The 26,458-nt window shown below is 51.3% G+C and carries 24 protein-coding genes; 7 read left to right on the forward strand and 17 right to left on the reverse strand.

The features are described 5' to 3' along the window. Window positions 1-13: 13 nt before the first annotated feature. From DQG23_RS04840 to DQG23_RS04870, 7 genes are all read right to left on the reverse strand, one after another. Window positions 14-649, reverse strand: a complete 636-nt coding sequence (locus DQG23_RS04840; RefSeq protein ID WP_192894547.1) for an SGNH/GDSL hydrolase family protein — start codon at window positions 647-649, stop codon at window positions 14-16. Between the two features lie 38 nt (window positions 650-687). Then, a complete protein-coding gene (gene purT / locus DQG23_RS04845; protein ID WP_113029689.1) occupies window positions 688-1,878 on the reverse strand; it encodes a formate-dependent phosphoribosylglycinamide formyltransferase in 1,191 nt (396 codons plus the stop codon). Between the two features lie 84 nt (window positions 1,879-1,962). Then, window positions 1,963-3,165, reverse strand: coding sequence for an ROK family protein (locus DQG23_RS04850; protein ID WP_113029690.1), 1,203 nt, complete (start codon window positions 3,163-3,165; stop codon window positions 1,963-1,965). Between the two features lie 170 nt (window positions 3,166-3,335). After that, window positions 3,336-3,872: a chromate transporter gene (locus tag DQG23_RS04855; protein WP_113029691.1), complete on the reverse strand. Its 537-nt coding sequence runs from the start codon at window positions 3,870-3,872 to the stop codon at window positions 3,336-3,338. 75 nt (window positions 3,873-3,947) lie between these two features. After that, complete coding sequence (locus tag DQG23_RS04860) at window positions 3,948-4,622, reverse strand: chromate transporter (protein WP_113029692.1); 675 nt, start codon at window positions 4,620-4,622, stop codon at window positions 3,948-3,950. 403 nt (window positions 4,623-5,025) lie between these two features. Beyond that, on the reverse strand, window positions 5,026-5,883 hold the full coding sequence (locus DQG23_RS04865) for a DMT family transporter (protein WP_113029693.1): 858 nt from the start codon (window positions 5,881-5,883) through the stop codon (window positions 5,026-5,028). 162 nt (window positions 5,884-6,045) lie between these two features. Then, window positions 6,046-6,345, reverse strand: coding sequence for a YunC family protein (locus DQG23_RS04870; protein ID WP_420330209.1), 300 nt, complete (start codon window positions 6,343-6,345; stop codon window positions 6,046-6,048). A gap of 298 nt (window positions 6,346-6,643) precedes the next feature. Between DQG23_RS04870 and DQG23_RS04875 the strand changes: the two genes are divergently transcribed. Next, the gene (locus DQG23_RS04875) at window positions 6,644-7,183 is read left to right on the forward strand and encodes a hypothetical protein (RefSeq protein ID WP_113029695.1); all 540 of its coding nucleotides are present in this window, start codon (window positions 6,644-6,646) and stop codon (window positions 7,181-7,183) included. A 114-nt stretch (window positions 7,184-7,297) separates the two neighbouring features. Here the strand turns inward: DQG23_RS04875 and DQG23_RS04880 are convergent, their stop codons facing one another. The 3 genes from DQG23_RS04880 to DQG23_RS04890 form a co-directional block, all read right to left on the reverse strand. Next, window positions 7,298-9,046, reverse strand: a complete 1,749-nt coding sequence (locus DQG23_RS04880) for a putative bifunctional diguanylate cyclase/phosphodiesterase (RefSeq protein ID WP_238177752.1) — start codon at window positions 9,044-9,046, stop codon at window positions 7,298-7,300. A gap of 125 nt (window positions 9,047-9,171) precedes the next feature. Continuing rightward, a complete protein-coding gene (locus DQG23_RS04885; RefSeq protein WP_113029697.1) occupies window positions 9,172-9,540 on the reverse strand; it encodes a DUF423 domain-containing protein in 369 nt (122 codons plus the stop codon). Further along, window positions 9,537-9,839: a hypothetical protein gene (locus tag DQG23_RS04890; protein ID WP_113029698.1), complete on the reverse strand. Its 303-nt coding sequence runs from the start codon at window positions 9,837-9,839 to the stop codon at window positions 9,537-9,539. The genes DQG23_RS04885 and DQG23_RS04890 overlap by 4 nt, the downstream gene beginning before the upstream one ends. 340 nt (window positions 9,840-10,179) lie before the next feature. Here DQG23_RS04890 and DQG23_RS04895 point away from each other — a divergent pair, with 340 nt between their 5' ends. Further along, window positions 10,180-10,686 carry a hypothetical protein gene (locus DQG23_RS04895; RefSeq protein ID WP_113029699.1) on the forward strand — a complete coding sequence of 169 codons (507 nt, stop codon included), beginning with the start codon at window positions 10,180-10,182 and terminating at the stop codon, window positions 10,684-10,686. A 536-nt stretch (window positions 10,687-11,222) separates the two neighbouring features. Continuing rightward, on the forward strand, window positions 11,223-13,718 hold the full coding sequence (locus tag DQG23_RS04905) for an HAD family hydrolase (RefSeq protein ID WP_113029701.1): 2,496 nt from the start codon (window positions 11,223-11,225) through the stop codon (window positions 13,716-13,718). Window positions 13,719-13,795: 77 nt separating this feature from the next. Here DQG23_RS04905 and DQG23_RS04910 read toward each other — a convergent pair whose 3' ends face one another. From DQG23_RS04910 to DQG23_RS04940, 7 genes are all read right to left on the reverse strand, one after another. After that, the gene (locus DQG23_RS04910) at window positions 13,796-14,623 is read right to left on the reverse strand and encodes a glycosyltransferase family 2 protein (protein ID WP_113029702.1); all 828 of its coding nucleotides are present in this window, start codon (window positions 14,621-14,623) and stop codon (window positions 13,796-13,798) included. A gap of 311 nt (window positions 14,624-14,934) precedes the next feature. Next, on the reverse strand, window positions 14,935-15,174 hold the full coding sequence (locus DQG23_RS04915; RefSeq protein ID WP_113029703.1) for a hypothetical protein: 240 nt from the start codon (window positions 15,172-15,174) through the stop codon (window positions 14,935-14,937). A gap of 418 nt (window positions 15,175-15,592) precedes the next feature. Beyond that, window positions 15,593-16,930, reverse strand: a complete 1,338-nt coding sequence (locus tag DQG23_RS04920) for an N-acetylglucosamine-6-phosphate deacetylase (RefSeq protein WP_238177753.1) — start codon at window positions 16,928-16,930, stop codon at window positions 15,593-15,595. Beyond that, window positions 16,923-17,807 (reverse strand): sugar phosphate isomerase/epimerase family protein, encoded by an 885-nt coding sequence (locus tag DQG23_RS04925; RefSeq protein ID WP_113030010.1) that lies wholly within the window; start codon window positions 17,805-17,807, stop codon window positions 16,923-16,925. The genes DQG23_RS04920 and DQG23_RS04925 overlap by 8 nt, the downstream gene beginning before the upstream one ends. A gap of 43 nt (window positions 17,808-17,850) precedes the next feature. Beyond that, the gene (locus tag DQG23_RS04930) at window positions 17,851-18,756 is read right to left on the reverse strand and encodes a Gfo/Idh/MocA family protein (protein WP_113029704.1); all 906 of its coding nucleotides are present in this window, start codon (window positions 18,754-18,756) and stop codon (window positions 17,851-17,853) included. A gap of 319 nt (window positions 18,757-19,075) precedes the next feature. Next, window positions 19,076-20,866, reverse strand: a complete 1,791-nt coding sequence (locus DQG23_RS04935) for a sensor histidine kinase (RefSeq protein WP_158560300.1) — start codon at window positions 20,864-20,866, stop codon at window positions 19,076-19,078. A 21-nt stretch (window positions 20,867-20,887) separates the two neighbouring features. Continuing rightward, complete coding sequence (locus DQG23_RS04940) at window positions 20,888-21,661, reverse strand: response regulator transcription factor (RefSeq protein ID WP_113029706.1); 774 nt, start codon at window positions 21,659-21,661, stop codon at window positions 20,888-20,890. A gap of 468 nt (window positions 21,662-22,129) precedes the next feature. Between DQG23_RS04940 and DQG23_RS04945 the strand changes: the two genes are divergently transcribed. The 4 genes from DQG23_RS04945 to DQG23_RS04960 all read left to right on the forward strand — a co-directional run bounded on the left by DQG23_RS04945 (window position 22,130) and on the right by DQG23_RS04960 (window position 26,434). Beyond that, window positions 22,130-23,464 (forward strand): ABC transporter substrate-binding protein, encoded by a 1,335-nt coding sequence (locus DQG23_RS04945; RefSeq protein ID WP_113029707.1) that lies wholly within the window; start codon window positions 22,130-22,132, stop codon window positions 23,462-23,464. A gap of 132 nt (window positions 23,465-23,596) precedes the next feature. Then, a complete protein-coding gene (locus DQG23_RS04950; RefSeq protein WP_202865865.1) occupies window positions 23,597-24,475 on the forward strand; it encodes a carbohydrate ABC transporter permease in 879 nt (292 codons plus the stop codon). 2 nt (window positions 24,476-24,477) lie between these two features. Continuing rightward, window positions 24,478-25,317, forward strand: coding sequence for a carbohydrate ABC transporter permease (locus tag DQG23_RS04955; RefSeq protein ID WP_113029708.1), 840 nt, complete (start codon window positions 24,478-24,480; stop codon window positions 25,315-25,317). A 46-nt stretch (window positions 25,318-25,363) separates the two neighbouring features. Further along, complete coding sequence (locus tag DQG23_RS04960; RefSeq protein ID WP_113029709.1) at window positions 25,364-26,434, forward strand: Gfo/Idh/MocA family protein; 1,071 nt, start codon at window positions 25,364-25,366, stop codon at window positions 26,432-26,434. The last annotated feature ends 24 nt before the right edge of the window (window positions 26,435-26,458 follow it).

Below are 26,458 nucleotides of genomic sequence, written 5' to 3' on the forward strand. Positions count from 1 at the left end.
GTTTATTTGAAATTTACAGGTTGACTCCGACCGCCTGCAGCCAAGCTTTCGCGATCAGCGCATGGCCGGCCGGCGACGGGTGAACGCCGTCAGGCGCCCAAAACGCAGGCTCGGCCTGCATCGACGCCTGAGCGAACAAGCCGTCGAGCGGGACGAAACGGGCGCACAATTCGCGCGCAAGCTCGCGTACTACCGTAATCTTCGGGTCCAGATCCTCGCGCCATGTCCGGCGGTCCTCCGGCACGGGCAGAACAAACGGTTCGATCATGACGATTTTGGCGCCAAGCTCTTCTTTCGTGCGCACCAACAATTCGCGATATCCCGCTTCGTAGGCTTCCGCCGAAGTCGGGTCGTTTCTGTCGTATTTGCGCCATGTATCGTTAATGCCGATATAGATCGAAACGACGGTAGGCTTCAAATCGAGGCAGTCCTCCTGCCAGCGTCCCTGCAAATCGACTACCCGGTTGCCGCTAATTCCGCGATTCAGAAACCTCACTTGATTTTCCGGAAATGCGGAGCCGTACAACGCCGACGTCATCCAAGCGTAACCTCTCCCCAGATCCGCTCCGTTCTCCCTGTTGCGTCCTGCATCCGTGATGCTGTCCCCTTGAAACAATACGATATCGCCTTTCGTCAACCATGCTCCCATGAATGCGTTACCTCCCGGTTATTCGTATTTTCCCCTGCTTACTCCTCGACGCCCGGATACACGATCCGCAGTGCGCCGGCCGCTTCAAGCGCTCGCTCCCGAGCCTTGCCGACATCGTCCGCAGAGCTCAATGCGACGGCCATCCGGCGTCCGATTTTCGTTTCCGGCTTGCCGAAAACGCGCACCTGCGTATTCGGGACGGCAAGCGCTTCGGCAATCCCTTCGATCCGGTAATCGATTCTTTCCTCCGCTGCTTTAAGCGTGTGTGTAGCGCCCGGCGTCAATAAACGAATCGTCGGAATCGGAAATCCGAGAATGGCGCGGACGTGCAGCGCAAACTCGGACAAATCCTGACTGACGAGCGTAACGAGTCCCGTATCGTGAGGGCGCGGCGACACCTCGCTGAAATACACCTTGTCCTGCCCGAGAAACAGCTCAACGCCGTAAATCCCGTAGCCGCCCAGCTCGTCGGTTACCTTCTTGGCGATGCGCTGGGATTCTTCGAGCTGCTCGGCACTCATCCTGTGCGGCTGCCATGACTCGATATAATCGCCGTCCTTCTGCACGTGACCGATAGGCTGACAGAACGAGGTGCCCGAAACCGAACGAACCGTAAGCAGCGTAATTTCCGACTCGAAGCGGATGAATTCCTCGACGATGACCCGCGTTTTCTTGGCGCGGCCGCCTTCCATCGCGCAGCTCCAGCTCGTCTCGATGTCCGCTTCGGACCGGCAAACGCTTTGGCCTTTGCCCGATGAGCTCATGATCGGTTTAATGACGCAAGGCAGCCCGATCTCGGCCACCGCCTGCTTCAGCTCGTCCAAGCTGTCGGCGAACGCGTATTTTGCCGTCGGCACCTGCAGCGTTTCGGCCGCAAGCCTGCGGATGCCTTCACGGTCCATCGTCAGACGCGATGCGTTCGCAGTCGGGATAACCCGATAGCCTTCTTTCTCCAGCTCTACCAGCTCGCTTGTCGCGATCGCCTCGATTTCGGGCACGATTACATCCGGTTTTTCGCGCTCGATTACTTCCCTCAGCTGCTGCGGATCCAGCATGTTGATCACATAATGCCGATGAGCGACCTGCATGGCAGGCGCGTTCTCATAACGGTCGACGGCAATCGTTTCGACGCCGAGACGCTGGGCTTCGATAATGACTTCTTTCCCCAGCTCGCCCGATCCGAGCAGCATCATTTTTTTCGCATGAATGGATAACGGAGCTCCGTACATCCCAACAACCCCTGTCTCTTAGATGTCACTAATCTCGACTATATCATATTCCCAGCGTTTGTAAGCATCGTTTTTGGTCCCGTTTCATTCCGTCAGCTTGTTGATGACAAGCGCCGCAGCACCGGCCGCTAACGCGTCCTCGCCGAGCTTGCCCTTGCTGAATACGACTTGATAGGAAGGATAGTGATACGCGTTCTTCAAAGCCACCTCGGTCGCCACGCGGAAAAACAGCTCATGGCTGCTCACGAGCGGGCCGCCGAGCACAACCTTCTGCGGGTGCAGCACGTTCAGCAAATTGGACAATCCGATGCCAAAATAAGTAGCCGTCTGCGTAAACAGCTCGACCGCAAGCGGATCGCCCTCCTGCAGCGCCTGCAGCAGATGCGGAAATCCGACCTGCTCAAGCGTCCCCGCCAGCTCCAGCATCCGGGAATCGCGTCTTTGCTTCAACCTCGACTGGGCGGCTTGCTCAAGCGCATAAATCGAAGCGTACGACTCCAGGCAGCCGTAATTGCCGCCCTTCTCGCGATGCTTGACCCCGTCCGTCTCAATAATCATTTGTCCGACCGAGCCTTCCATGTCGAAAGCCCCGTAAACGAGCTGGCCGCCGGTCATCATCGCAGAGCGGAGCCCGATACCGGCATGAACGTAAAGCAGATGGTCATAAGAATGCCCGTCGTCCGCCCAGTATTCGCCTAAAATAGCGGCATTCGCGCCGTTGTCGAGCGTCGCCGGAATGCCGAGCTGCTCCTCCATGATGCGGCAAATATCCACGTTGCTCCAGCCCGGCGCCGGAAAATAAAGCGGCTCCATAATGACTCCATGATGCCGGTCGACCGGACCGACCGCTCCGATGCCGATGCCGAGCACGGCTTCGCGCGTTATGCCGTGACGGCCCATAAGGTCGGCAACGGCCCGGACGAAAAGCTCGACCGCCACCTGCGGGGTCATCTTCGCCGTCATGCTCCAGCTTCGCGAATCCAGCTTGTTCAAGTGCATATCGCACAGCACGATCCGCGAGTAAAACCGCGAAATATCAAGTCCGAACACATAACGGTACGCAGCGTTCGTCTCGTATAAAATCGGCCTTCTGCCGCCCGTCGATTCCCCGAAGCCGACCTCGACGATCAGCTTCTGGGATGCCAATTCCTCCAAAATACGCGTAAGCGTGCTGACGGTCAGTTCGCTTTGATTGAGCAAATCGAGCTTCGACACCGTTCCCTGCCGGCGGATCAGCGCATAAATTTGTTTGGCCTTGCGGCTTGTTATCCGATCCGATAACGTCATGGCTCCGCCCTCCCGGCTCTATTTCCTTCGCATTTATTATACAGGAACATGGAGATTTTGCCCAACAAGGATATACGGATCTGAGTCTTCAAAAAAAGACCGAAGCCGGTCAAAAGCAATCGCCTTTGACCGGCTTCGGTCCTTTCATATATGGAGCGGCTCGCGGCAGGTTAACCGAAAACCGCAGCGCCTGCTATGCCGGATAGTAGAATAACATAAACCGGATGCATCTTCAGCTTTGCCATGGCAAACAACGCGAATGCGAAAATGCCCAACGCAAAAGCAGTATGAAGCGTCAATCCGCCAAAAACGCCGTTCACGCTGGCGAACCGAATCGCCGCGTACACGATCAGGCCGGTAACGATCGGACGAAGTCCGTAAAATGCGGATTTGACGAGCCTGTTCTGATGCGCCTTATAGAAAAACGCCGCTGCCGCTACGACGATGATTAGCGACGGCAATACGATGCCGAGCGCCGCTGCCGTCGCCCCGGCCAGTCCGGCCGTTTGGAAGCCTACATATATCGCGCTGTTCATCGCGATCGGCCCCGGCGACATGCCTGCCAGCGTCGTCACTTCCGCGAATCTCTCGGGGCTAAGCCACCCGTGAGCGGCTACCTCGTTTTCTATGATCGGGATCATCGCATATCCGCCCCCGAACGAGACGAGCCCTACCTTGAAAAATGTCCAAAATAATTGCAGCAGCATCCGCTCACCCCCACTCTTGTCTGTATGAAGCCTTATGCCGTCGAACCGGAACGTTCTGCAATTCTCCCTGACGTATTAGATGCCTTCGCCGATATAATAGTCGTCATACCGGTAAAACGGTTTTCCTTTATCTTGACCCGCTTCATCGCCGGATTGCTCGTTCTTCTCCAAGCGTACCGCCATTCCGAGTTTTTCTTTCAATTTGACCAATCCGATTCCGAGCAGCGCCCCTAATGCCATAACGATGATAGGGTTCATCTTCACGAAGAGCAGAACGGCAACCGCCCCGATGACGGTTGCGAGCGTCGCTTTATCGAATACGGCGCTGCGGCCGATACGATATGCGGCATAAGCGATCATCGCCACTACCGCGGATTTGATTCCTTCGAACGCGGCGGTCATTTTGGCGTTTCCGTCAAGCCATATAAAAACGAAGCTGAGCGCTAACACGATCAGAAAAGTCGGGAGCGTAATGCCGATTACCGCGGCGATCGCCCCTTTAATGCCGCCCGTACGGAATCCGATAAACGTAGCGGCATTAACGCCGACGCCTCCCGGGGCAGAGCCTGCAATGGATAACGCATCGACCATTTCCTCTTCGGTGATCCAGCCTCGTTTCTCCACTACCTCCCGTTCGATTACGGGTATCATCGCGTAGCCGCCGCCGAACGTGACCGGTGCTATTTTGAAAAACGACCAAAAAATATCGGCCAACAGCCGCCAATTCGCCGAAACGGTTTGCTTCCCCATTTTTCTCCCCCCTGCTAGCTCCATTCTTGGATGATTTCTTTCTTATGTACACTCATTATACTAGAGTTTATTCCATTTTGGAATAAACATTTTCATCATTTTTCGTTTTCGCCTATTTCACCTACAAATTTTAGGCTTTCGCCTAATAATTCCGAGTAAACCGCTCTATTTTCAACCCTGTTTCAATCATCTTTTTTTCTTTTTGAATTTTAGTTCGATGAGTTTAGTAGAAAAAATAAAAAAAGCGTTCCGGAACGGTTCATCCGCTCCGAAACGCAATGCATGGCATTATAGACGATGTCACTTCAAACCTTGCCGCCGCACCCGCAACCCCAGCAAAATAAAAGCGGAGAGCGGCATTTTCCAAACGTAATGGACACGAAGCCTTATGTAAAATCGATCTCTATCCCCAAACCCCGAGAGAGATGATTCCGCCTGCGATAATCGTAGACATGACGATCCGTCTCGTGCCTTGGCTTTCCTTCAGAACGAGAATGCCGAGCACGGTTCCGAACACGGTTCCGATTTCACGAATCGGCGAGATGTGGGAAAGCGGGGAAAGCTCCATCGCATACAAGAACAATAAATAAGAACCAGGCGCACAAATCGCCCCTATCAGCACTTTACGCCAATTGACCTGCCATTCGCGTTTCACGAGACCTTTTTGCAGCGATATTTTCGTGAGCGCAGCTACGACCCCGAGGTTGGTAAGCTCGATAAGCCCCAGCGGCGATAAGTACGTTAACGTCTGCTTATCCACAATAACGTAACTGGTGATGCAAAGCCCGACAAGCAGCGCATAACCGATCGCCTTCCGAAACATCGGAGCATCCATGTTCGCCGGACGCTTCATCCCCAAACCGCTGATCATAAACATACCGCCGACAATGACGATCAGAGCCGTCCAGCCGACAACCGACAACGACTCGCCGAAAACGGCCACGCTGACTATCGGGACCAGAAAAGCACCCGTTCCGCGCATAATCGGATACATTTGCGATAAATCGCCGTACGAATAAACCTTCGCGAGTAGCAAACCGTAGCAAGCCTGCAGCGAAAAAGACAATAACATGAACAAGTATCCCACCGGGGGAATATCGTTATGCAGCAAATCCTTCAATAGAAAAGGCCAAAAAATAACAAGCGAAACCCCATGAATCAACCATAAAAAAACGCTTTTGTTCATACAGGTTTTCGTAAACAAATTCCAAACGGCATGCGTCAAGCCTGAACAAAGGACAAGCACAACCGCTGCAGCCATGCGTCTCAGACCGCCCTTCTAAAGTTAATGTTTATATCCTACGCCCCGCCAATCGATATGTCAACAGAAAAACAACACAAAAACAACTTATTTCACAATAAGCAGTTGTTTTTGTGTTGCATGATATGTCAAAACGCCTTTTTAAGATGACGCTTACAACAATTACATCATGCGCAGAATCGCTTCGCTGCCTTTCATACCGGGATGGATGCCCAGCGCTTCCGCTTCGTTCGTTACGGATTCAAGGGGGGCCTCCAGCAGCTGCTCGATCGTCTTGACGCCCACGGCTCTTCCTGCAATGATTCGTCTATCCTTCAGCCGATCGTTGAGCAGTTGAATATCCAGCGCTCCGCACATGATATATCCTTTGTCCGTTGTTACTACCAGCAACGTCGTTTTGGGGAGCAGCACTTCGACGGCAAGCGCCACCCGGCCCCCGATTTCCACCGGTTTTAGCTGCATCAAGACTATGCATCTCCTTTCGTTGCCAAGCAAATCCGCTGTCTTACAGTATATGAAAGAAATCGGCTGTTGGTTTGGACTTCGCGGAGGTTAAACGCATTTTGCATGTGCGGCAGGTACTTAGGACATACTTACACTACTTTTTCATATCGAAAGCGAATATTTCCAAATTTTATACAGTAAATAGCATTAATATATATTTCTTTTGAACCACCAATTCTTTACTATTCGGGTCTACTTTTAGGTATTCATTCATGGTATAGTGAAAATGGACTAGTTTAGTCGGAGGCATGAAATCATGAGTGAAGCGAAAATCGCACAAACCAAAAAAGGATACGTTTTCAACGTCAGCATTTTGGTCGAAGGTTATAACAACGGCATTGCGCTTGAAGCGCTGCTGCATATGTTAAACACCGGCAAAGTATTGGATTACCAAATTAACGAAGGAATCGAGCTCGGCAAAATAATCGACGCCTCTTTAGCGGAACCCCATAATCAGCAAGCTGTCAGCATCAAGAAGTCTCCCATAAAAGAAAACAGGGCGCCCTCTGCCGCAGAGAAAACGCCGAAGCCTGCCGAATCGCGCACAGCACAGAGCCATTCGTCTAAAGCCTCCGTTCCCGAACCGAATTACGCCGTGAACCTGCTGAAGGATTACCAGCAAACCAATACGCTCGTTCGTTTGTCCGCGCTGAAGGGCAAAGGCGTCCGGATCAGCCTGCCTTGCCGCATATTAAGCTTCGATGCCGAATCCCAGCTTATTACCGTCTACCATGTGGATGAGAAAAAGGTATATCAATTTCATCTGAACGAAATTGAAGATTTTCACGCGAACTGACGCGTAATCGAAGCAAAAAAACGAGCCGATATCGGCTCGTTTTCGTTTTGCCTATGTATATTGCATGCTCTGTTTCCTTTTATGCCGCATGACGCGGTGACGAAATCGCCGCAATCATGAAACCTCGCTCCTCCTGCTATGCAGCAATTCTTCGATCTGCACCGAATTAACCGGCGGACTGAACCAGTAGCCCTGGATATGGTTGCAGCGGTTGCGGTCCAGGAAGGTAAGCTGTTCCTTCGTTTCTACCCCCTCGGCGATAACCTCCAGATGAAGATGATGCGCCATGGAAATAATCGTCGCTACGATCGCCGCATCGTTCGGATCGCTCATAATATCGCGAACGAACGAATAATCGATCTTCAGCTTATCGATCGGAAACTTCTTTAAATAACTGAGCGAGCTGTACCCCGTCCCGAAATCGTCGATGCTGATTTGAACGCCGAGATTTTTGAGCTCGAGCAAGTTCGTGGTGGCAAAATCCACGTCCATCGTCATGCTTTCGGTTATTTCCAAATCGAGATATTCCGGAGCGAGTCCGGTTATCTCCAGCATGTTCGCGATTTTCTCCTTCAAGCTAGGCTGAAGAAACTGACGCACCGACAAATTGACCGATACCGGCACGTGAAGAAGCTGCTCATCCTGCCACTTCTTGTTTTGCCGGCATGCCTCCATGATGACCCATTCGCCGATCGGCACGATCAGACCGCTTTCTTCCGCGACAGGAATAAATTCACGCGGCGGCACGATGCCCCGGGTCGGATGCATCCAACGAATCAGCGCCTCCATGCCGACGATTTTCCCGCTGCTTACTTCCATTTGCGGCTGGTAATACAGCTCGAATTCCCCGTTTTGCAGCGCTCTCCGCAGCTCGCTTTCCATCTTGAGCTTTTGGAGGGAGCCCGTCTTCATCGCCTGGTTGAACACTTGATAATTGTTCTTCCCGCTTTCCTTCGAACGCGACAGCGCGATTTCCGCATATTTCATCAACGTTTCCGCATCTTCCTCTTCCGTGCCCGAATACAAGGAGATACCTATGCTAACCGACAAATGGATCGAATCGCCGCCTACGACGAACGGCTGCTCAAGCATCTTTGCGATCATTTCGGCACGGGGCCTGAGCTCCTCCGCTCCGGAAATGTCCAAATAAGCGATTGCAAACTTGTCTCCCTCGGTACGGGCGAGCAAATCGCTTGGAGCGATGCAGTGGGTAAACCGCTCCGCCAATTGCAGCATCAGCATATTCCCGTAGTCGTGTCCGAAGCTGTCGTTAACCAGCTTGAACCGGTCGATATCCGTGTAGAAGACGGCGACCTTATCCTTCCGTGCCGAAGTTAAGGCCTCCGACAGCTTTTCTATAAAATAGCGCCGGTTAGGCAATCCCGTCATATCATCGTAGTAAGCCATATGCCGAATCCGGTTTTCGTTTCGCTTGCGTTCGGATATATCCTGGCAGATCACGACAAATCCGTTGATTCTCCGCCCGTCCGTAATCGGTACGGATGTCGCATTTACCTCTATGCGGTACCCGTTCTTATGCAGCAGCACCGTTTCGAACGTTCTCGGTGACCCGTTTGCCGCACGTGTAAAATAATATACGCCGAGCGATATTTGATCGGGTGCAAGGAACGAGGCGAACGACTTGCCGAGCAGCTCCTGCTCGCTGTAACCGGTCAACAATGCGGCGGTAGAATTGGAGCGGACCAGGTTCCCGCCAGCGGTAAACACGCCGATCGCATTCGGATTATGGGCAAACAGGGAATGTAATAGTTGCTCGGTATCCCGCAGCCGCTTCTCGATCCGTTTATGCTCGGCAGAGGTATAAGGTCTGCGATGATTCCCGAACGGCTTTTGGCTGTCCAAGGGCATTACTTCCTTTCAAGATAAGACGGTGTGTAAGCCGATAGGCCGTCGATCGCCCTGTTGTTTCCGCCATCGGCCGGGCCGGCTGTGCCGATCGTACTGCCGAATAGCGGGAAAACGGCAAACTAAAGTTTTTTGTATGCGGCATGCGCAAACAAGAGCCAGCCTGCGATAAAGCATACCCCGCCGAAAGGAGTAATCGCGCCAAGCCATTTCACGTCCGATATGCTAAGTACGTACAAGCTTCCCGAGAACAGCACGATTCCCGTCATAAACAGCCTTCCCGGCCATTTGACGCCATCGTCGCCCAGTTTGGATGCGGCCAGCGCTACGAGCAGCAAGGCCAATGCATGATACATATGATATTGAACGCCGGTCTTAAAAACGTCCAGCATCTCCGGCGACAGCTTCTCCTTGAGGCCGTGAGCGCCGAAAGCCCCCAATGCGACGGCCAACATCCCGTTGACCGCTCCCGCAATCATCAGCTTTTTCATTCGAACATACCCACATCATGCTGTCCAACAATGAGAGTGACCGGCTCCAAAAATACCCGTACAGTCGTTCCGTCACCCAAAAGATCGATTTCGATGTCGATGATTTTGGAGCGCTTCGTCTGCCCGGCCCGCTTGTCGTATACGACCTCGAACTGCCTTAAGCCAAGCGGATGATTGATGACGGAGGCGCCGATTGACGGAACCGGCAGCTCCACTTCCCCGTGCTCGAACAACACCTCGTGAATAATCTCGTCGTTCATGTCCACAATTTTTACCGTCTGACATAAGGTGAATCTCATAAATTCCCTCCTCCGAATGATCTGCTCTGCAAGGATAAACGCCTTGCGCGTCTTATGAGGCCTTGCGGTTACCGCCGAAATACAAGTACCTAGGATAGGAAACCTATAAATCCTTATATTTCGAGAAAATTGCCGAATTTTGTATGTTCCTGTAAAAATAATATCATATTTTGTCTAAAAAAGCAGGAGCATGGTCACAATTTTATTGGCGATTCCGTTACATGCCGCGTTCGGGAAGGAATATTTCTTGCTTATGTCGAATAACGTGTGGGAATATGGAAGGAACCATAAGGGGATATAATCCGTATGTAGTCCAAACAAGTTAATGAGGTGTGAAAGAATGGAAAATAATCGAGACCATGAAAACAGACAACCCGAACCGGGCGGCGCCGAAACGGAAAAAAGGCATGCTCCTTACAATTCCGGCCAACAGCAGTTTTTTATGCCTCCCCCGCAGGGCTCGCAGTTTGAAGCGCCCGTTCGCCGCAAGCATTCGGGACCCGGGATCGCTTCGTTTATCGTCTCGCTCACGATGTATGTTTTATGTATCCTGCTCCTGATCGGCGCAGTCGCGACGGTTACCGACCTCATCGATCCGACGACAGGCGCCATCGATACGGCCGGCGTTGAAGCGCTTCTGGAAAAAACGCCTTCGTTCGCCCTCATCGGCCTCGGCTTTATGGCGGCGGCCGTCGGACAGCTGATCGCGCTCGTACTTGGCATTATCGGACTGGCGCAAAAGGAACGCGGCAAAGTGTTCGCTATTCTCGGTACCGTGTTCAGCGGATTGTTCGTCGGCGTCATCGGTCTGATCATGCTGATCGGCCTTGCGGCTGCAGGGGGCTAACTCGGCAAGGATAAACGCTTTCGAAGAAAGCGACTTCGTAAGCATAGGCTTGGGACGCGCGCGTTTACCGTTGAAAGATAAGCGCTTGTTTTGTGAAACATATAAAGTCTTATATTTTAAAAAAGGGATCGTCCGGAAGCGGACGATCTTTTTTTGCGGCGCATATGGCCAAAAGGACAGCAAAACATCATTCGCTGGAACCGCACGCGGTGCGGAAGCTTGCATTCGAGCTGCGGTCGGCCAAAAGGTACCGCGAGGGCGAAGCTTCCCAATAATCAGCGCTTCGGCCAGGCTCACAACGAGAGACGTGTACAGCTTGGCGTAATGCTCCGTCTCGTACATCGCCCAGACATACACTTTGTATCCTACACGCTTAGCGCGTCATGCAGCCACTCACTTTGCGTTACGTAATTTCAGCGCCAAAAAACGGCTCCAACCTCATGGTTCTTTGCCGAGTAGCTTGCTTATGCCCCTCGTAAAACTAGACTAATAAATATACAATATAAATAAATACCATGCTAGGAGGGCCGCAATTCATGCCGGAGATTACTCCTGTGACGTCAACCGATACGGAGCTGTGGAAAACTGACAATTTTTTAAAACCGATTGAAGGCAAAATCGAAACGCTGCGCCTGCTCAGCGTAGACGTATTCGACACGCTGCTGTTCCGCTGCTGCTCGCAACCGGCCGACGTGTTCTTGCAGGCGGGACGACAAGCGAAGCAAAACGGGCTGCTCGCGGAAGGCGTAACCCCCGAAACGTTTCGTACCTTGCGGATAACCGCGGAGCGGCAAGCGCGCGCGCTGGATCCGTTAGGCTGTGGCGAAATTACGCTGGAGCATATTTACGCCCAATTGCCTGCCGGCGTATGCGATGCTTCCCGCGTGAAGGAGCTCGAGCTGGAAGCGGAACGCGAGCTCTGCTATTTGAATCCGCATATGGCCTCGCTCATCCGCTTCTGCCAGCAACGCCGCATTGATGTGGCGCTCGTCAGCGACATGTATATGTCGCCGAACCAGCTTTCCTCGATTCTTAAGGCGAACGGTTTCGATCCGTTCAGGGTGGATGCGATTCTCGTCTCCTCCGTAGACGGCGGCGGCAAGTCGTCGGGCAAGCTTTTCGACGTGCTGCTCGAAGCCTTTCCGGGCATAAGACCCGGCGACGTCCTTCACATCGGCGACAATGTTGCGGCCGATGTGGACGGAGCAGCAAGCAGAGACATTCGTTCGATACATTACCCTGTCATACCGGAAACGCTCCAAAGTCCTCTGCATTGGGAATCGATTCGGCATGGGGATGTCGCGCCCGCCGTCCGCTCGATTCGCAAGCTGGCCTCCGCCGCTGCGCCGGATAAGTTGGGGGAGAAAGAAAAATTTTTTTACCGCTTCGGCGCAGCCGTATTAGGGCCTTTCCTGCAAGGCTTTTGCGACTGGATTCTCGATATTTGCGAGAAGTCCGGCCGGACCGCCGTTCATCCGTTCATGCGGGAAGCGCATCTGCTCGGACCGATGCTGGAACGTTGCGCTGCCATGCGCGGACTGCCGATTAAGGTCGCACCGCTTTACATATCGCGGCAAGCGACGCTGCTCGCGGCAATGAGCGATTTTGGCGGCAAGGAGCTTGATAAAGTGTTGGCGCTCGGCGGCATTACGCTGAATGAACTGTTCAGGCTGCTTGGGCTCGAGGAGGATAACGGGCAACCCGTTCATTCCGCTTATTCCGCCGCCCAATTGAAGAGCGAAGCGTTAAACGCCTCCTCATTTGCAGCATATATGAAGTTGACCGTTCCCGAGAGCCGAAACATCCGCTTTGCCGAAGCTTCTTCTCCTTCGGCCAATGGCGAGAGCGTGTTCGACGCTTTACGAAGGTGCCTGCTCCAAGAAGATACGCTGGAACGAATCAGGCATAAGATCGCGGAGCAGAGAAGCCTGCTTATCGGGCATATCCGGCAGCAATGCATTGGTGAGCCGGACAAGCTGATTACGGTCGATATCGGCTTCAACGGCACGATTCAATCGGCGCTGCAGGCCGCGCTCGACAACGAGGCCGCAGCCCATGACACGATCCACCTGATGGCGGTCGGCACGGATAAAACGGCGGAATGGCTGCTGCGGGGGCTGGACATTCGCTGCTTTATCGGGGGCGGCGGGGAGCATAGCGAGCTTGCCAAAAGATTCGCGCGCAGCCCCGGCTTCACCGAGGAGCTGATGATGGGAGACTTCGGCTCCACGCTTCGCTACGAACGGCAAGCCGACGGCCGAATCGCGCCGGTTCTCGCCGAGCTCGTTCATCCGCCGGAGGAATTCCGCTGCAAAGAAGCATGCCACGAAGGCGTATTCGCGTTTCAGCGTTATTACGATTATTTGCGGCAACAAAAGCCGAAGTTACTCGGTACCCTTGGCGCGCGCGAATGGAGCTTAATCCTGCACCGCGCGATCGATATGCCGACGCCGGAGGAAGCCGCCGGCTTGGGCAGTCTGACCCATCAGGACAACTTTGGCGGAGTCAGCGCCGAGCCGATTTGCGGGCCGATTCCGGAGCAATGGCTGGAACGAGGGAGCGAATTTTTTATCGATATGAGCAACTTCGGGCCCAAAACGCTCAACGTTTATTGGCCGCAAGGCACCGCGACGCGGTACGCGCCTTTTTATTTGTACGGACGGTTCGCGAGGCAGGCCGATGCATTCGGCGGCAGAATGCTGCTGTTCCATGTCATGAACCGTCTGGCGGAAGCCGGCATCCGTACGGTGCATTTGTTCGGTACTGGCCCCGTCGCCGATATGCTTATCCGGGAAGCGCAGCTTCACGGCATACGCGTCCGCGGCGTAATTGACCCGGCCGCTTCGCCTTCCACCAGGCAGCGCGGACCGTTCGAGCCCATATCGCTCGCCGAAGCCGCGGCCGAGAGCGATAACCACGTCTATGTCATCGCGAGCTTGACCTATATTTCCGAGTTCAAGGCTTTAATTGAAGAACGATATGCCGATCTCCGGCCGGATAAACAGCCGAAGCTATTCGAACCGTTTGCTTGATCGTTTTTTCGGCGAAAAACCGGTTGGAAGCAAGTCAGTTTTCCTACTCGACAAAAACAGAAAAAAACAGCGACAGGTTATTCGCCTTCGCTGTTTTTGGTGTTCATGCAGCGGTACCGGAACGGCGTTCCGTCCCACAGCAGACTCGTTTCGGCCTCCCTGCTTTTCACATCTTCCTCCTCCAGGAGAAGGAAAAAGTTTTTGGTCGGCAGCTCGCCCAGCCCGTGCTTGCGGGAAAGCTTGTCCAAATACGGCCGCATGTCCTCAAGCTGGCCCGACAAATTGTCCCCGCCTAGAGCGAACGCATATAGCACACCCGCCGCCGGCACCCTTCGGACCCGAAACGATTCCGACACCCGCAGGAAAAAATCCCAATCCCAATAATGATAAACCTCGGTATCGAAAAATCCGATCGTTTCGTGAATCGACCGGCGATATAAGCATCCGGACGGCACAAATGTGGAAAACCTGCGCATCGCTTCCAAATCATGCTCATAAGCGAACGTCCTTCGGCTTACCGGCAGGCGAACCCCTCCGCTCCAGTTGAATTCCACGATTTCCACGTCGGAATAGACAAGATCGGAGTCCTCGATTCCGCGATGCATATTCTCGATATGCTCCGGCACAAGCAAATCGTCGTCGTCGCACAAAAGAATGAACTCGCCTTCGGCTTCCTCGACTCCCCTGTTGCGGGCGCGAACGTGTTTGCCGTTTGCTTCCATATCGATAACGCGGATAGAAAGCTCCCGATAGCAAGAGCAAAGCGCATCTACGGATACGCCGTTATCATTGACAATGATGATTTGCAAATTGCGATACGTTTGGCGGCTCAGCGACTCGAGCAGCTCGCCGAGCTCGCCGAGCCTGTTGTACGTCGGAATAACGACGGAAATAAGAGGCTGCATGATCCACGATTCCTTTCTATTGCCGGCAAACGTAAATTGTCGGAAGCCGACTAATGACAAACAAAGCCAATAATCTTAGTGAGATTGCTTTTATGTACTCTCTCATCGTATTGGAATGACATGCGGATGTAAAGTCATATCGAAAAAGCGCGAGATGCGCGAATACGGCTAATCCCCTCACGAAAAGGCAATACGCTGCTTTTTCCAACTGCCCTCTCCTCTCCCCGTCGCCCGTTGCTTGCATGCGCTGCAGATCGAAAACGCCTGCTTGCAGCGGGGAACGGCTTCCTTTCCCCACCTGTAGTCCGAAATCACCTAGCTTGCAGCGGGTAACGGCTTCCTTTCTCCACTTGTAGTCCGAAATCGCCTGCTTGCAACGGGGAACGGCTTCCTTTCCCCACCTGTAGTCCGAAAACGCCTGCTTGCAGCGGGTAACGGCTTCCTTTCCCCACCTGTAGTCCGAAAACGCCTGCTTGCAGCGGGTAACGGCTTCCTTTCCCCACCTGTAGTCCGAAAACGCCTGCTTGCAGCGGGTATTTTGCTCGGTACACCGGTAAATCCGTTCTCCAAGCAGGCGAAATCGGACTACTGCGTAAGACGAACCTCGATTCCTTGCTCCAAGTGGGCGTTTTCGGACTGCAGCGTGTAGAGAGAGGCGCAATAGCAAGCTCGTTTCGAATTTTCAACTCCGTTCGCTCGATCATTCCTTTCGCGATTGAAGTAAATCGTCCAATCAGCCTTACAGGGACGCCTTAAGAATCTTTCTTTATATCCAAGGATCACAGGCTATGATGAAAATAGGCACCGAATCGGCATTTTTCGAAAAAACGGCATTGGCGTCCTTTTAAGGACTGGCGTGTTTATCGGAAAATTTGAACGATTAACCAAAGACATAATTTCTGATGAGACAAACAAGAAATACCTCGACATATTAAATAAAGACCTTCCTTAAGAAAGGTCTTAGTCCCATTATTTCCTTGTAAAAACGTTTATTCCGTTCTTGAAAGTAGCTTCAATGTCCAGCCTCTCCCCGTCCCAGCGAAACAATACGAGATCGGCTGGAGCGCCGGCGGACAATCCTTGCGAAGCGCTCCAGCCCATCAAGCCGGAGGGCACAACCGACGCGCTTTCCCATGCTTCGGCAAGTCCGCATATGCGATGCTTCACCATATGCGCGATGCAGTGGGGCAGCATCTGAGCCGAGCCGGCCAGCAGCTGCGCATTCCGCTTCAAATGCAGCCGGCCTTCCGACGTCAGCACGACCTCCCCGATAAGCGGATTATCATATTCTCCGGGCTCCATTCCGCTGTACTTTACAGCGTCGCTGACCAGAATGAGCTTTTCCCGCTTCGTTTTTCTCGCTACGTTTAGGAAAGACGCCGGAACATGAAAACCGTCCGCGATTACACAGGCATGAAGCGAATCGCTTGACAGCTGCTCCCAAATGTAATTGGGGTGCCGGGGGAGCGTGAGATGCGCTCCGTTGCCCAAATGCGTGGACAAAGTCGCCCCTGCTGCTATCGCATCGGCAATCTGCCGCGGGCTTGCCGACGTATGACCGATCGACACGATGACGCCGCTCTTGACGCAGCGCTCGATGAACGAAAGGGATTCCGGCCATTCCGGCGAAAGCGTGATCAGCTTGATTCTCCCTTCGGCAGCTTCCTGCCAGCGCTGAAACATCGTCCAATCCGGAGCAGTCACATGCTGCAGCGGATGCGCGCCGCGTGCTCCGTCCTCCGGCGAAATAAACGGCCCTTCGACATGGATGCCGGGCATGGCAGCATTTGCAGCCGGATCCTCCCGGCAAGCTTGCGTTATATTTTGCAGCATGAGCCGGTATTGGACGTCGCTATTGGTAACGATCGTAGGACAAAAGGCGGTAACCCCTTCTTTCCATACGGCTCGCGACATCCTTTTCAGCGTTTCGGTCTGCGGCTGCTCTTCATTCACATCCATTCCCGCATACCCGTTGATATGCAAATCAACCAGGCCCGGCCCGACGAAGGGCAGTTCTTCACCGCAGGCCCGATACTCCGGCAATGGCTCGACCTCGGCGATAACGCCGTTTCGCATATGAATCCGCACGACAAGACCGCTTGCGTAATGTTTGCCTATGACGGAAGTAACGGAATTGAAGGCATTCCCTGCAATGCAGGCATCACCAGTATTGTCCGCATTCCCGCCATTACCCGCATCACCAGTATTACCGCCATTGCCCGCACTTCCCGCTTCCCCGCCGCTGACGGATAACAGGCCGTCGATCGCGCCTTCTCGGGCAGTGTCCCCGCCGAAATACTCACTCATTTTCCGCCTCCACACCGTTAAGCAACCCTCTGCCGAGCAGCTGCCGCAAACCCGCCAAGCTTAATGCCGAACCGTCCGCAGGTACGCCGCCTTGAGGCACATAGTGGGTCTCGATGCTGAACAATCCTTCGTAGCCGTCCCGCTCCAGCGCCTGCAGCTGTCCGATGTAGTCCACATCCCCCCGGCCGATCGGAACGCATGCGGCATCGCCGCCTTCACGGAAGAGAGAGTCTTTCAGATGTACGTGAGCCAAAACATGCTTCACGGCCTCATACCCGTCAGGAAATGCCTTAAGGCCCAAATAAGCTTCGTTGCCCGGATCCCATAATACTTTAAGAGCCGGGGAAGCCGTAAGGTCCGCTAACCGTCCCACTTCTTCCGCGCAGCCGCCGTTGCAGGAAGGCTCATTTTCCAGCAGCAGCAGCTTCCCCCTTTTTTCCGCGGTCTCAGCTGCCCGCTTCAAGTATTTCACAATGATGTCGTCATATTGTTCCGGTGATTGCTCCCGCCAAAACGAAAAAATTCGAATTCGCGAAGTACCCAGCAAATCGGCATAATCCAGCGCTTTCTCAAGCATTAGAAAATGACTGTCCACATCCTCCTCCGCCGACTGTCCGAACGTATCGCCTCCCGCAACCTTGCGGTTTCGATCAAGCGGACATTTAAAAACAGGCGAAGCGATTGCGGAAACAAAAAGTCCGTGCGCTTCGACACGTTTGCGTACGTGCATGACTTCTTCAGCCGTCAGCATCATCACATTTTTTCCGTCCACCATGCGGATTTCCACGTGCCGAAGGCCATGCTCCCGTATCCAGCTCAACGCTTCTTCCAGGCTGGGCGAAACCTCATCCGTAATAATTCCCAAACGATCCAACATCCGAATGCCGCTCCCTGTTTTAAAATATTTAGCTTCAGCCCTTTTATAAAAAGACGGTTTCGCCCGTTCGTCTGCTTTCATTGGCCGCTTCGAGAAAACGGACGATTTCGAGCATTTCCTCCGTCCCGACCGGCTGCTCGCCCGTGCGAAACATATGCATCGCCGCCTCCAGCAGTCCGGCCAAGGAAGGCTTCGGACTCGCATACAGATCGACAAACTGCGCCGCCGTTTCACGATGGATGAGTCCGCCGAACGCCCAGCTGCCCTTGCGGTTGCCGCGCGCGGTTCCGATTCGTCCGTCGCGCCATTCGCCGACGATCACTTCGTGATCTTCGTTCATCCGGACCGATACGCTGACGCAGCCTTTGCCCATGATCGCGTACAAGGCTTCAACCGTATGGATGCCGTACCAGAACAAAGGCGGCAGCGGCGGCTCGACCGGCATCGGACCGGAGCAATCCGCACCGATGATAGCGCCGCCGCCCGTCTCCTTCAGCGCTTGAACAAGCGGCTCCGTATACCGCAGCGACGAGCAGCTGAACATCGGCACTTGCCATTTTGCGGCTGTCTCCGTAATGGCTCGCGCCTCCTCCGTACTAACGGCAAAAGGCTTGTCGATAAATACGGGCTTCCGGTACGGAGCGATGCGCGCAAACTGCTCCTGGTGAACGCGTCCGTCAACGGAGGTAAGCAGGATGGCGTCCGCCTCTTCCGCCACGCGCTCCATGCTTTCCGCAATCTGCACGCCGAAGTTGTCACGAAGCTGTTTCGTATACGTACCCACGCGCGAGCGGCTTAGCTCGAAATCGTCCGATCCGCCCGGATACGCGATCGTAAGCCGGCCCCCCGGCACATGAAACGGATGCTCCGGATTGTTCAACAGATCGGCGAACAGCTCGCAATGCGACGTATCCAAGCCGATCATTCCTATTTTCAGCAGCTGTGTCATACCAATGTTCCTCCCTTTACCGTTTATTTGTTATTTTGATGAAATGCAGCCCGCCATGTTGTTGTCTTCTAACTATGTATAATAGGGCAGAAACAAAAAATAAACGTGCCAAAACAGAAAAAAAGCCGGTCATTTTATAACATTCGAACGATCAATTAATAAAAAAAGAGAACCCGCCGGTTCTCGAATTGCCGGTACAACGACCCGACTCAAGAAGGGAGTTCTGCTTATTCAATACGATGAAATTTTATCTATAAACGTGCAGCGGTCAAATTGTCGGTTCGCCAATCATTAAAGGAACGAGGGGAACCTCCCATCCTTAATCATCAGACGGACGGTCAAGAGTAGACGGGACAATTCCTTCAGGCAGAGTGGGAATGCACATGGAAACCACCGTCCCAAATCCGTGCTTGCTTTTTAGCTGCACTCCGTATTCCTCACCATAGGTAAGCTTCAAACGCTTGTCGGTATTGAATAACCCGATATGATCGGAATAATCCTCCGAATCTTTGAGCTTTTCCTTGATTTTCTTCATCGTTTCCGGGTTTATGCCTGCGCCATTGTCAATAATGGAGAGGCGCAGAAAGCCTTTCAACGCGAACGCTTTTACTTTGATCTTGCTTTTCCCCTCTTTTTCTCGAATCCCGTGATAAATGCTGTTTTCAATAATGGGCTGCAAAATGAGCTTGATCACCGTATATCGACTCACTTCTTCATCAACATCCCATATCATTTCAAACTTATCTTTATAGCGTACTTGTTGAATTTCCGTATAACTCAAGGTTCTCCGTATTTCCTCTTCCAGCGTGACGAGTTCCTCGGGCTTGCTAAGAGAATAGTCCAGAAGATCGGAAAGATTTTCGATCATATGGCTTACTTCGTTCTGGTTTCCCGAAAGCGCATACGATTTCCAATATATCGTCTTTAAAGTATTAAACAAAAAATGAGGGTTAATCTGCGCTTGTAAAGCGGTAAGCTCCATTGCCTTCATTCTGAACTTTTTCTCGGACAATGCGATTTTCAAGAAGCTATGCTCGATAAACGTTTTAAGAATATTGTTGATAATGTAGCTGTATTCGTCTTTAATACGATCGGACATCGGAGGGAGGGGATTCCCGCTTTCCGCCGAGTCGAGAATATGGACGATTTTGGAGATTTGTCCGTAATTCCGTTTCGTAATAAAATAAGCCAGCCCGAGGCCGATCACGAATGCCGCCAAAAGCAGCATCAGCATGAACCCGCTCAGCTCGGAGGGGAATTCGTAAAGCGTATGCTGAGGAACGATGGACAAGTATTGCCAGCCGTATCTTTCCGACTGATGCTTGGAAATGATATAGGTACCGCTCGCAAATTTCATTGTGAAAAAGTCCTGCGGCGATTCGCTTATTTGCTTCAGATCGATATCTTGCAGCAGTGCGGTAGTCGAATTTTTAAAAAGGATCTGCTTGTCCGCATTCATAATGAGTATGCTTTGGTCGGGAAGCGGCGTAACGCTTGTAAGAATGTTCTCGATATACTGCGGCAGTATATTCAAAACAATGACTCCGTTGCGCGAAGACATACGATGATAGATCGACATAATCTGCAAGGGATTTTCATCGAATGAAGTCCGTTTGATTTCTCTTGCTTCCGTCCAGAACGTCTTATTCCGCTCTTGATTGCGGTAGCTTTCATACCAGGCTTTATCCGACACATTAGCCAAGCCGGCGACGCCCTCGCTGGATGAGAAAAACCGGCTGCCCGCGCTGTCATAATAAACATAAATGGAGTAGATATACGGTCTTGCGCTCGGATCGGCATTCATAAACCCTTTAATGATTTTCGTTACGGCATTTATTTCGTATGTGGCCGAGCTGCTTTGAAGAATGGCATCCATTTCAAAACCGATATCGGCATTCGTATCGTAAACCAGGCTCAATTGATCGATTTCATTTAAAACAAGCTCGACGTTTTCCTTCGTTTGTTTTAATAAACTGGCGTTGTTTGTATTGATATTGTTTTTCAGCTCGTTTTGTGTAAGCGCGATGGACGAGGCTCCGAAAATGATTAACGGAATCAACAAGAGGATCAGGAAAAGGGTAAGATTTTTTAAGAAAAATCGTTTTTTCATAGGCTGTCCCGCCATTCCGTATTACTCCACCCGATCGAGGTTTTCGTTCGTTCTAAACGCTCTCGGACTTTTGCCGTAATAGCTTTTGAACGTTCTCGTGAAGTTTTTCACGTTACTATAACCTAGTATAGCGCTTACATCAAACGTCCTGTATCTGATATCTTTTAAAAGTTCCACCGCTTTTTCCATTCTGACCGACAGGAGGTAATCGGAAAAATTTTGTCCGGTTTGTTTCTTGAACAGCTTGCTTACATAATTCGGATGCATGTGAACAAGCTTGGCTACATCGTCGAGCTCTACATCTTTATAATGCTCTTTAATATGGTTCTTTATCGTAAGGATAACCCGATCGTAAAAGTTTTGGGCTTCTTCGGCCTCTTCCGGAATTTCTTTGGCGGACGGTTCGGCTGTATGCGCTTCCTGATCGAGCTCGTCCTTGACCTTTTTAAACACATTAACAAGCTCGCTAAATTTCGTCGATTTGACGACATAGCTTTTTACTCCGAAGGACAAAGCTTTTTGTGCGTATTCAAAATCTCTGTGACCGCTGAAAAATATAATTTTGATTTTGGATTTTTGTTTTTGCAGCTCTTCGGCCAGTTCGATACCGGTCATCACAGGCATTTTAATATCGCATAGAATGACATCGACGGCATGATTTTGCACGAAATCCAGCGCCTGCTTGCCATGCTCCGCCTGCCCCGCAACCTCAAAGCCTATCTCATCCCACGGAAAAAAATTGCAAAGCCCCGTTCTTATTTCATATTCGTCATCCACTAAAAGAAGTTTGTACAAGGTAACTCCCCCTCGCGGTTTCATCATGTGCTTTTCATGGTATCCATCCGTATGCCGAACGTCAAGTTAATTTTAGGGTCAAGGATAAACGGCTTCGCTGTCCTAAACGCTTTCGAAGAAAGCGGCTTCGTAAGCATAAGCTAAGGACAGGCTCGTTTACCGGTGAAATATCAGGCCATTGTAATGTGAAACATACAATGGCCGATATTTTGAAAAAGTGGAAATTGCAACCTCCCCCTTCGCATGAAAGCGCTTTATGCAGCGTTTTTTCCCCTTTTGGATTGGATAATATCCGTTCATGAGGCGATAATACCAATTCATGATACCTTTTTCGAAAAAACGGCTCGGTAACCGGCTAATTAACGATACCTTAAGTGAACTGCGGTGCGTTATTGAAACGGAAGCAAGCTGTTATACTTAAGCACAAGGTTGAAGGATAACCGATTTCGACACATAAGGAGGTCAAATATGAAAGGGCTTTCTAAGGTAGTAAGCGCAGTATGCATGGTTCCTCTGTTGGCTTTGGCTGTTGCCGGATGCGGCGGTAAAGATTCGTCTTCATCTCCTGACGCCACAAAGGCTTCCGGCGGCAAAAACGTAACATTGAGGTTTTCCTGGTGGGGATCGGATCCGCGTCATAAAGCTACGCTGGACGTCATCGCCCTGTACCAATCGAAAAATCCCAATGTAAAAATTGAAGGCGAATACATGGGGGCGGACGGCTACAAAGAGAAGCTGATGACGCAGCTGGCAGGAGGCTCTGCGCCCGACATCATGCAGATCGACCCGCCATGGCTCGCGGATTTCACGAAGCAATTCAATTCCTTTGAAGATTTAAACAAGCAGCAAGACCTCGATATCAAAGGTTTTGACGAAGCGTTCGTGAAAAGCTACGGCGTCGTCGACGGCAAACTCGTCGGTCTTCCTACCGGAATCAGCGGGATTACGATGCTAATCAACAAGGATGTTTTGACGAAATCCGGCATTAACCCCGACACCGTATGGGATTGGGATACGATCCTGTCCGAAGGGCCGAAAGTGAACCAAGCGGATCCAAAATCCCACTTCCTGGTAACCGACCAATTCGCAACAGTGGTACAAATTTTGCCGCCATATTTGAAGCAAAAAACCGGCAAGCAAATCGTCAATGACGACTATACGATTGGGTTTACGAAGGCCGATCTTGTCGACGCTTTCACCTATCTCAAGAAGCTGTTCGATACGAAAGTCGTAGAGCCGGCCGCTCAACAATATATGTTCAAGGCCAAGTACTTCGAGAATCCCGTCTGGGCCAACAAACAGGCAGGATCGACGATCGAATGGATTGCGGCCATCGGTCCGAGAAAGGAACCGTTCAAAGACTCGGCGGATGTCGTCCTCCCTCCTATCGCCAAGGATGCCAAGGATACGGGGGTTATCGTAAGACCCGCCCAGATGCTCAGTATTAACAGCAAGTCGGCCAACAAAGAAGAGGCGGCCAAATTCCTGAACTTCTTCTTCAATGATAAAGAAGCCCTAGCCATCTTGAAGGATACCCGTTCGGTGCCTCCGACCGAAATCGGCAGAAAAGTAAGTGCCGATGCAAACCTGATCGATCCATTGATCCTAAAAGCGATCGATTCGTCGACTTCAAAACAGGGTATGGCGGACAATGTGATCTCTCTTAATATCCAGCTGCAAAATATTATGATGGATGCGGTTGAAAAAATCGGGTTCGGCAAATCGACGCCGGAAGCCGCGGCTGACGAAATGATCAAGCAGTTCCAGTCCAAGCTGACCGAATTAAAAGCTGCGGCTAAATAGGTTACTGAACGAATAGAAGGCGGAAATTCCGGGCAGAACGCCGGCGGAAGCGAAATGCGAATTCCCCGGCAGCCTGCCCGAATGATTTCCGGGCACCTTCTCCCTACATTTATGCGAAAGCTGGCTGATAGCATGAAATTAAAGAATTATACGGGTTTGCTGTATATTTCGCCATGGATTATCGGTTTTCTAGTTTTTCAGTTTTATCCGATTTTTGCGTCTCTCTACTATTCTTTCACCGATTATTCGATGGCCAGAGATCCGAAATTCATCGGATTCAAAAACTATGTTGACATGTTTACGATCGATCCGAACTTCCTTCTCTCGTTAAAGGTCACAATCGTGTATGTCTTGATGGCCGTGCCGTTAAAGCTGATTTTCGCGCTCATCGTCGCCGTTGTTTTGAATCTCAAACTCAAATTCGTCAATTTCTTCCGGACCGTCTATTATATCCCCTCCATTCTCGGAGGAAGCGTCGCCATCGCCATTTTATGGAGAGCCATGTTCTTAAAAGACGGATTGGTAAACCATGTGCTCGCTTATCTGCATATTCCGCCGGTGGAGTGGTTCGGAAGCACCTATATAGCGCTGTTCACCTTGAGTTTGCTGACCGTTTGGCAGTTCGGCTCTTCCATGGTGCTCTTTCTGGCGGGCTTAAAACAGATTCCGCAGGAGCTGTATGAGGCTGGAACCATGGATGGCGCATCCAAATTAAGGATGTTTTTCACTATCACTTTGCCGATGTTAACTCCGATCGTATTTTTTAACCTGGTCATGCAGATGATCACGGCCTTGCAGGAGTTCACTTCCGCTTTTGTCGTAACGAACGGCGCGCCGATGAAAGGGACTTATTTATACGGGATGAAATTGTACGAAGAAGCCTTCTCCAATTTTAAAATGGGCTATGCATCCGCACTTTCATGGGTCCTGTTTGTCCTTATTCTGATTATCACCTTCTTTATATTCCGATCATCCAAAAGCTGGGTGCACTATGAAGACGGAGGCCATTAACCGTGAAAATCAAGGTAAACCGCTATATCCAATACATTTTTTTAATCCTGTTCGGAATCATTATCGTTTATCCGCTGATTTGGCTATTTCTAGCCTCGTTCAAAACCAATGAGGAAATATTCGGCGTGGCGAACAGCTTCCTGCCTGCGAATTTTTCATGGAGGGCCTATATAGACGGGTGGAAAGGGAGCGGCCAGTTTACTTACGGCGACTTTTTTATCAATACGTTCAAGCTGGTTATTCCTACGGTTCTGTTTACCGTCGCCTCCAGTATTCTGGTCGGGTATGGCTTCGCGAGATTTAAGTTCCCTTTCAAAAACATATTGTTTGCCATCATGATCTCGACGCTCATGCTTCCGAATGCGGTTATTATCATTCCAAGATATATTCTGTTCAAAAAATTGGGCTGGCTGGACAGCTATTATCCTTTCATTGTTCCGGCAATATTCGCCTGCTACCCGTTTTTCGTATTTTTGATGGTACAGTTTTTCAGGGGACTGCCCAAAGATCTGGATGAGTCCGCTCATCTGGACGGCTGCAATTCCTTTAAAATCCTGACCAAAATATTGCTGCCTTTATGCAAGCCGGCGGTATTCTCCGTGGCGCTGTTCCAATTTATTTGGACATGGAACGATTTTTTCAACTCCTTGATCTTTATCAACAGCATTAAAAAGTACACCCTGATGCTCGGCCTTCGCATGTCTTTGGACGCGCAAGCGGCTGTAAACTGGGATCAGATCATGGCGATGGCGATTGTAACGATCGTTCCCAGCATCGTGTTGTTCTTCTTTTCGCAAAAATATTTTGTGGAAGGCATTGCGACTACAGGCTTGAAAGGGTAACGATCCGTCGAAAGTCCGCAGAAGACAATTTAGGGAGGAATCATAGATGAAAGCGCGAGTTGGAGTCATCGGTGCAGGGATTTACGGGACGAAAATATTAAAGGCCTTCTCTTTTGCCGCCAAAATGGGAGACATCGAGCTTGTCGCCTTGGCCGATCTGAAGCAAGAGGTCGTCGATCAACAAGCCAAAGCGTTTAACATAAAAGGGTATCTTGACTATAAAGAAATGCTCCACAAAGAAAACCTCGATGCGGTTGCGATCGTTACCCCCGACTTCTTGCATCGGGAAGTTACGCTGGAAGCGGCCAAACACGGCGTGCATGTTCTCGTCCAAAAGCCGCTGGATACGAGCAGCCAAGGCGGCCAAGATATGATCGATGCTGCGCGTGAACATAATATCATGCTGTTCGTCGATTTCCACAAACGATTCGATCCTGCGCATATGCAGCTCAAAAACGATATCAAAAACGGAAAGCTTGGCAAAATTCAATATGGCTATGCTTATATGGAAGATAAAATCGTAGTGCCTTCCGTCTGGTTTAAAAATTGGGCGCAGCACAGTTCTCCCGCTTGGTTTCTTGGCATTCACTTCTATGATTTGCTTTACTGGCTGCTGGAATCGAAGCCCAAGAAAGTGTACGCCACTGCAATCAAGAATAAGCTGGCCGGAATGGGCATCGATACGTATGATTCGATTCAGGCTAAATTCGAATTCGAGAACGGCGCCCAATTCTCGATGGACTCCTCGTGGATTATTCCTAACGGTTTTCCGTCCATCGTGAATCAAGGGATTCGCGTAATCGGCTCGGACGGGATGACGGAGGTGGACAGTCAAGACCGCGGCATGCTGAGCGCCTTCGAGGACGAAACCGCATCCGCCGTATCGAACCCTTTTGCGGCGCTTGAAGTCGAAAGACCGTTTTACGGCAACGCTCCGCAAGGGTATACGTTCGAATCGATGCTTTATTTTACGAAATTGATCGGCTTGATGAAGAACGGCATGAAACTGGAACAACTGGAAGGCGCTTATCCTAACGGAGAGGAAGCCTTGATTTCTACACAAATGTGTGAAGCGGTCCATCAAAGCGTGGAAACGGGTCAAATCATTCATTTGTAGCGGAGTGAAGCACCGAAGGGAGTG

Origin of the sequence: Paenibacillus contaminans, assembly GCF_003285015.1 — a bacterium.
Lineage (GTDB): Bacteria > Bacillota > Bacilli > Paenibacillales > NBRC-103111 > Paenibacillus_V > Paenibacillus_V contaminans.

What these genes read in the sequence shown, in the direction of transcription:
- DQG23_RS04890 (WP_113029698.1), bottom strand. Translation starts at nt 9,839, where the DNA reads ATGAGATTCACCTTATGTCAGACGGTAAAAATTGTGGACATGAACGAC.
- DQG23_RS04840 (WP_192894547.1), bottom strand. Translation starts at nt 649, where the DNA reads ATGGGAGCATGGTTGACGAAAGGCGATATCGTATTGTTTCAAGGGGAC.
- DQG23_RS04930 (WP_113029704.1), bottom strand. Translation starts at nt 18,756, where the DNA reads ATGACACAGCTGCTGAAAATAGGAATGATCGGCTTGGATACGTCGCAT.
- DQG23_RS04910 (WP_113029702.1), bottom strand. Translation starts at nt 14,623, where the DNA reads ATGCAGCCTCTTATTTCCGTCGTTATTCCGACGTACAACAGGCTCGGC.
- DQG23_RS04860 (WP_113029692.1), bottom strand. Translation starts at nt 4,622, where the DNA reads ATGGGGAAGCAAACCGTTTCGGCGAATTGGCGGCTGTTGGCCGATATT.
- DQG23_RS04850 (WP_113029690.1), bottom strand. Translation starts at nt 3,165, where the DNA reads ATGACGTTATCGGATCGGATAACAAGCCGCAAGGCCAAACAAATTTAT.
- DQG23_RS04855 (WP_113029691.1), bottom strand. Translation starts at nt 3,872, where the DNA reads ATGCTGCTGCAATTATTTTGGACATTTTTCAAGGTAGGGCTCGTCTCG.
- DQG23_RS04885 (WP_113029697.1), bottom strand. Translation starts at nt 9,540, where the DNA reads ATGAAAAAGCTGATGATTGCGGGAGCGGTCAACGGGATGTTGGCCGTC.
- DQG23_RS04895 (WP_113029699.1), top strand. Translation starts at nt 10,180, where the DNA reads ATGGAAAATAATCGAGACCATGAAAACAGACAACCCGAACCGGGCGGC.
- DQG23_RS04945 (WP_113029707.1), top strand. Translation starts at nt 22,130, where the DNA reads ATGAAAGGGCTTTCTAAGGTAGTAAGCGCAGTATGCATGGTTCCTCTG.
- DQG23_RS04960 (WP_113029709.1), top strand. Translation starts at nt 25,364, where the DNA reads ATGAAAGCGCGAGTTGGAGTCATCGGTGCAGGGATTTACGGGACGAAA.
- DQG23_RS04870 (WP_420330209.1), bottom strand. Translation starts at nt 6,345, where the DNA reads ATGCAGCTAAAACCGGTGGAAATCGGGGGCCGGGTGGCGCTTGCCGTC.
- purT (WP_113029689.1), bottom strand. Translation starts at nt 1,878, where the DNA reads ATGTACGGAGCTCCGTTATCCATTCATGCGAAAAAAATGATGCTGCTC.
- DQG23_RS04905 (WP_113029701.1), top strand. Translation starts at nt 11,223, where the DNA reads ATGCCGGAGATTACTCCTGTGACGTCAACCGATACGGAGCTGTGGAAA.
- DQG23_RS04935 (WP_158560300.1), bottom strand. Translation starts at nt 20,866, where the DNA reads ATGAAAAAACGATTTTTCTTAAAAAATCTTACCCTTTTCCTGATCCTC.
- DQG23_RS04925 (WP_113030010.1), bottom strand. Translation starts at nt 17,807, where the DNA reads ATGTTGGATCGTTTGGGAATTATTACGGATGAGGTTTCGCCCAGCCTG.
- DQG23_RS04950 (WP_202865865.1), top strand. Translation starts at nt 23,597, where the DNA reads ATGAAATTAAAGAATTATACGGGTTTGCTGTATATTTCGCCATGGATT.
- DQG23_RS04875 (WP_113029695.1), top strand. Translation starts at nt 6,644, where the DNA reads ATGAGTGAAGCGAAAATCGCACAAACCAAAAAAGGATACGTTTTCAAC.
- DQG23_RS04920 (WP_238177753.1), bottom strand. Translation starts at nt 16,930, where the DNA reads ATGAGTGAGTATTTCGGCGGGGACACTGCCCGAGAAGGCGCGATCGAC.
- DQG23_RS04865 (WP_113029693.1), bottom strand. Translation starts at nt 5,883, where the DNA reads ATGGCTGCAGCGGTTGTGCTTGTCCTTTGTTCAGGCTTGACGCATGCC.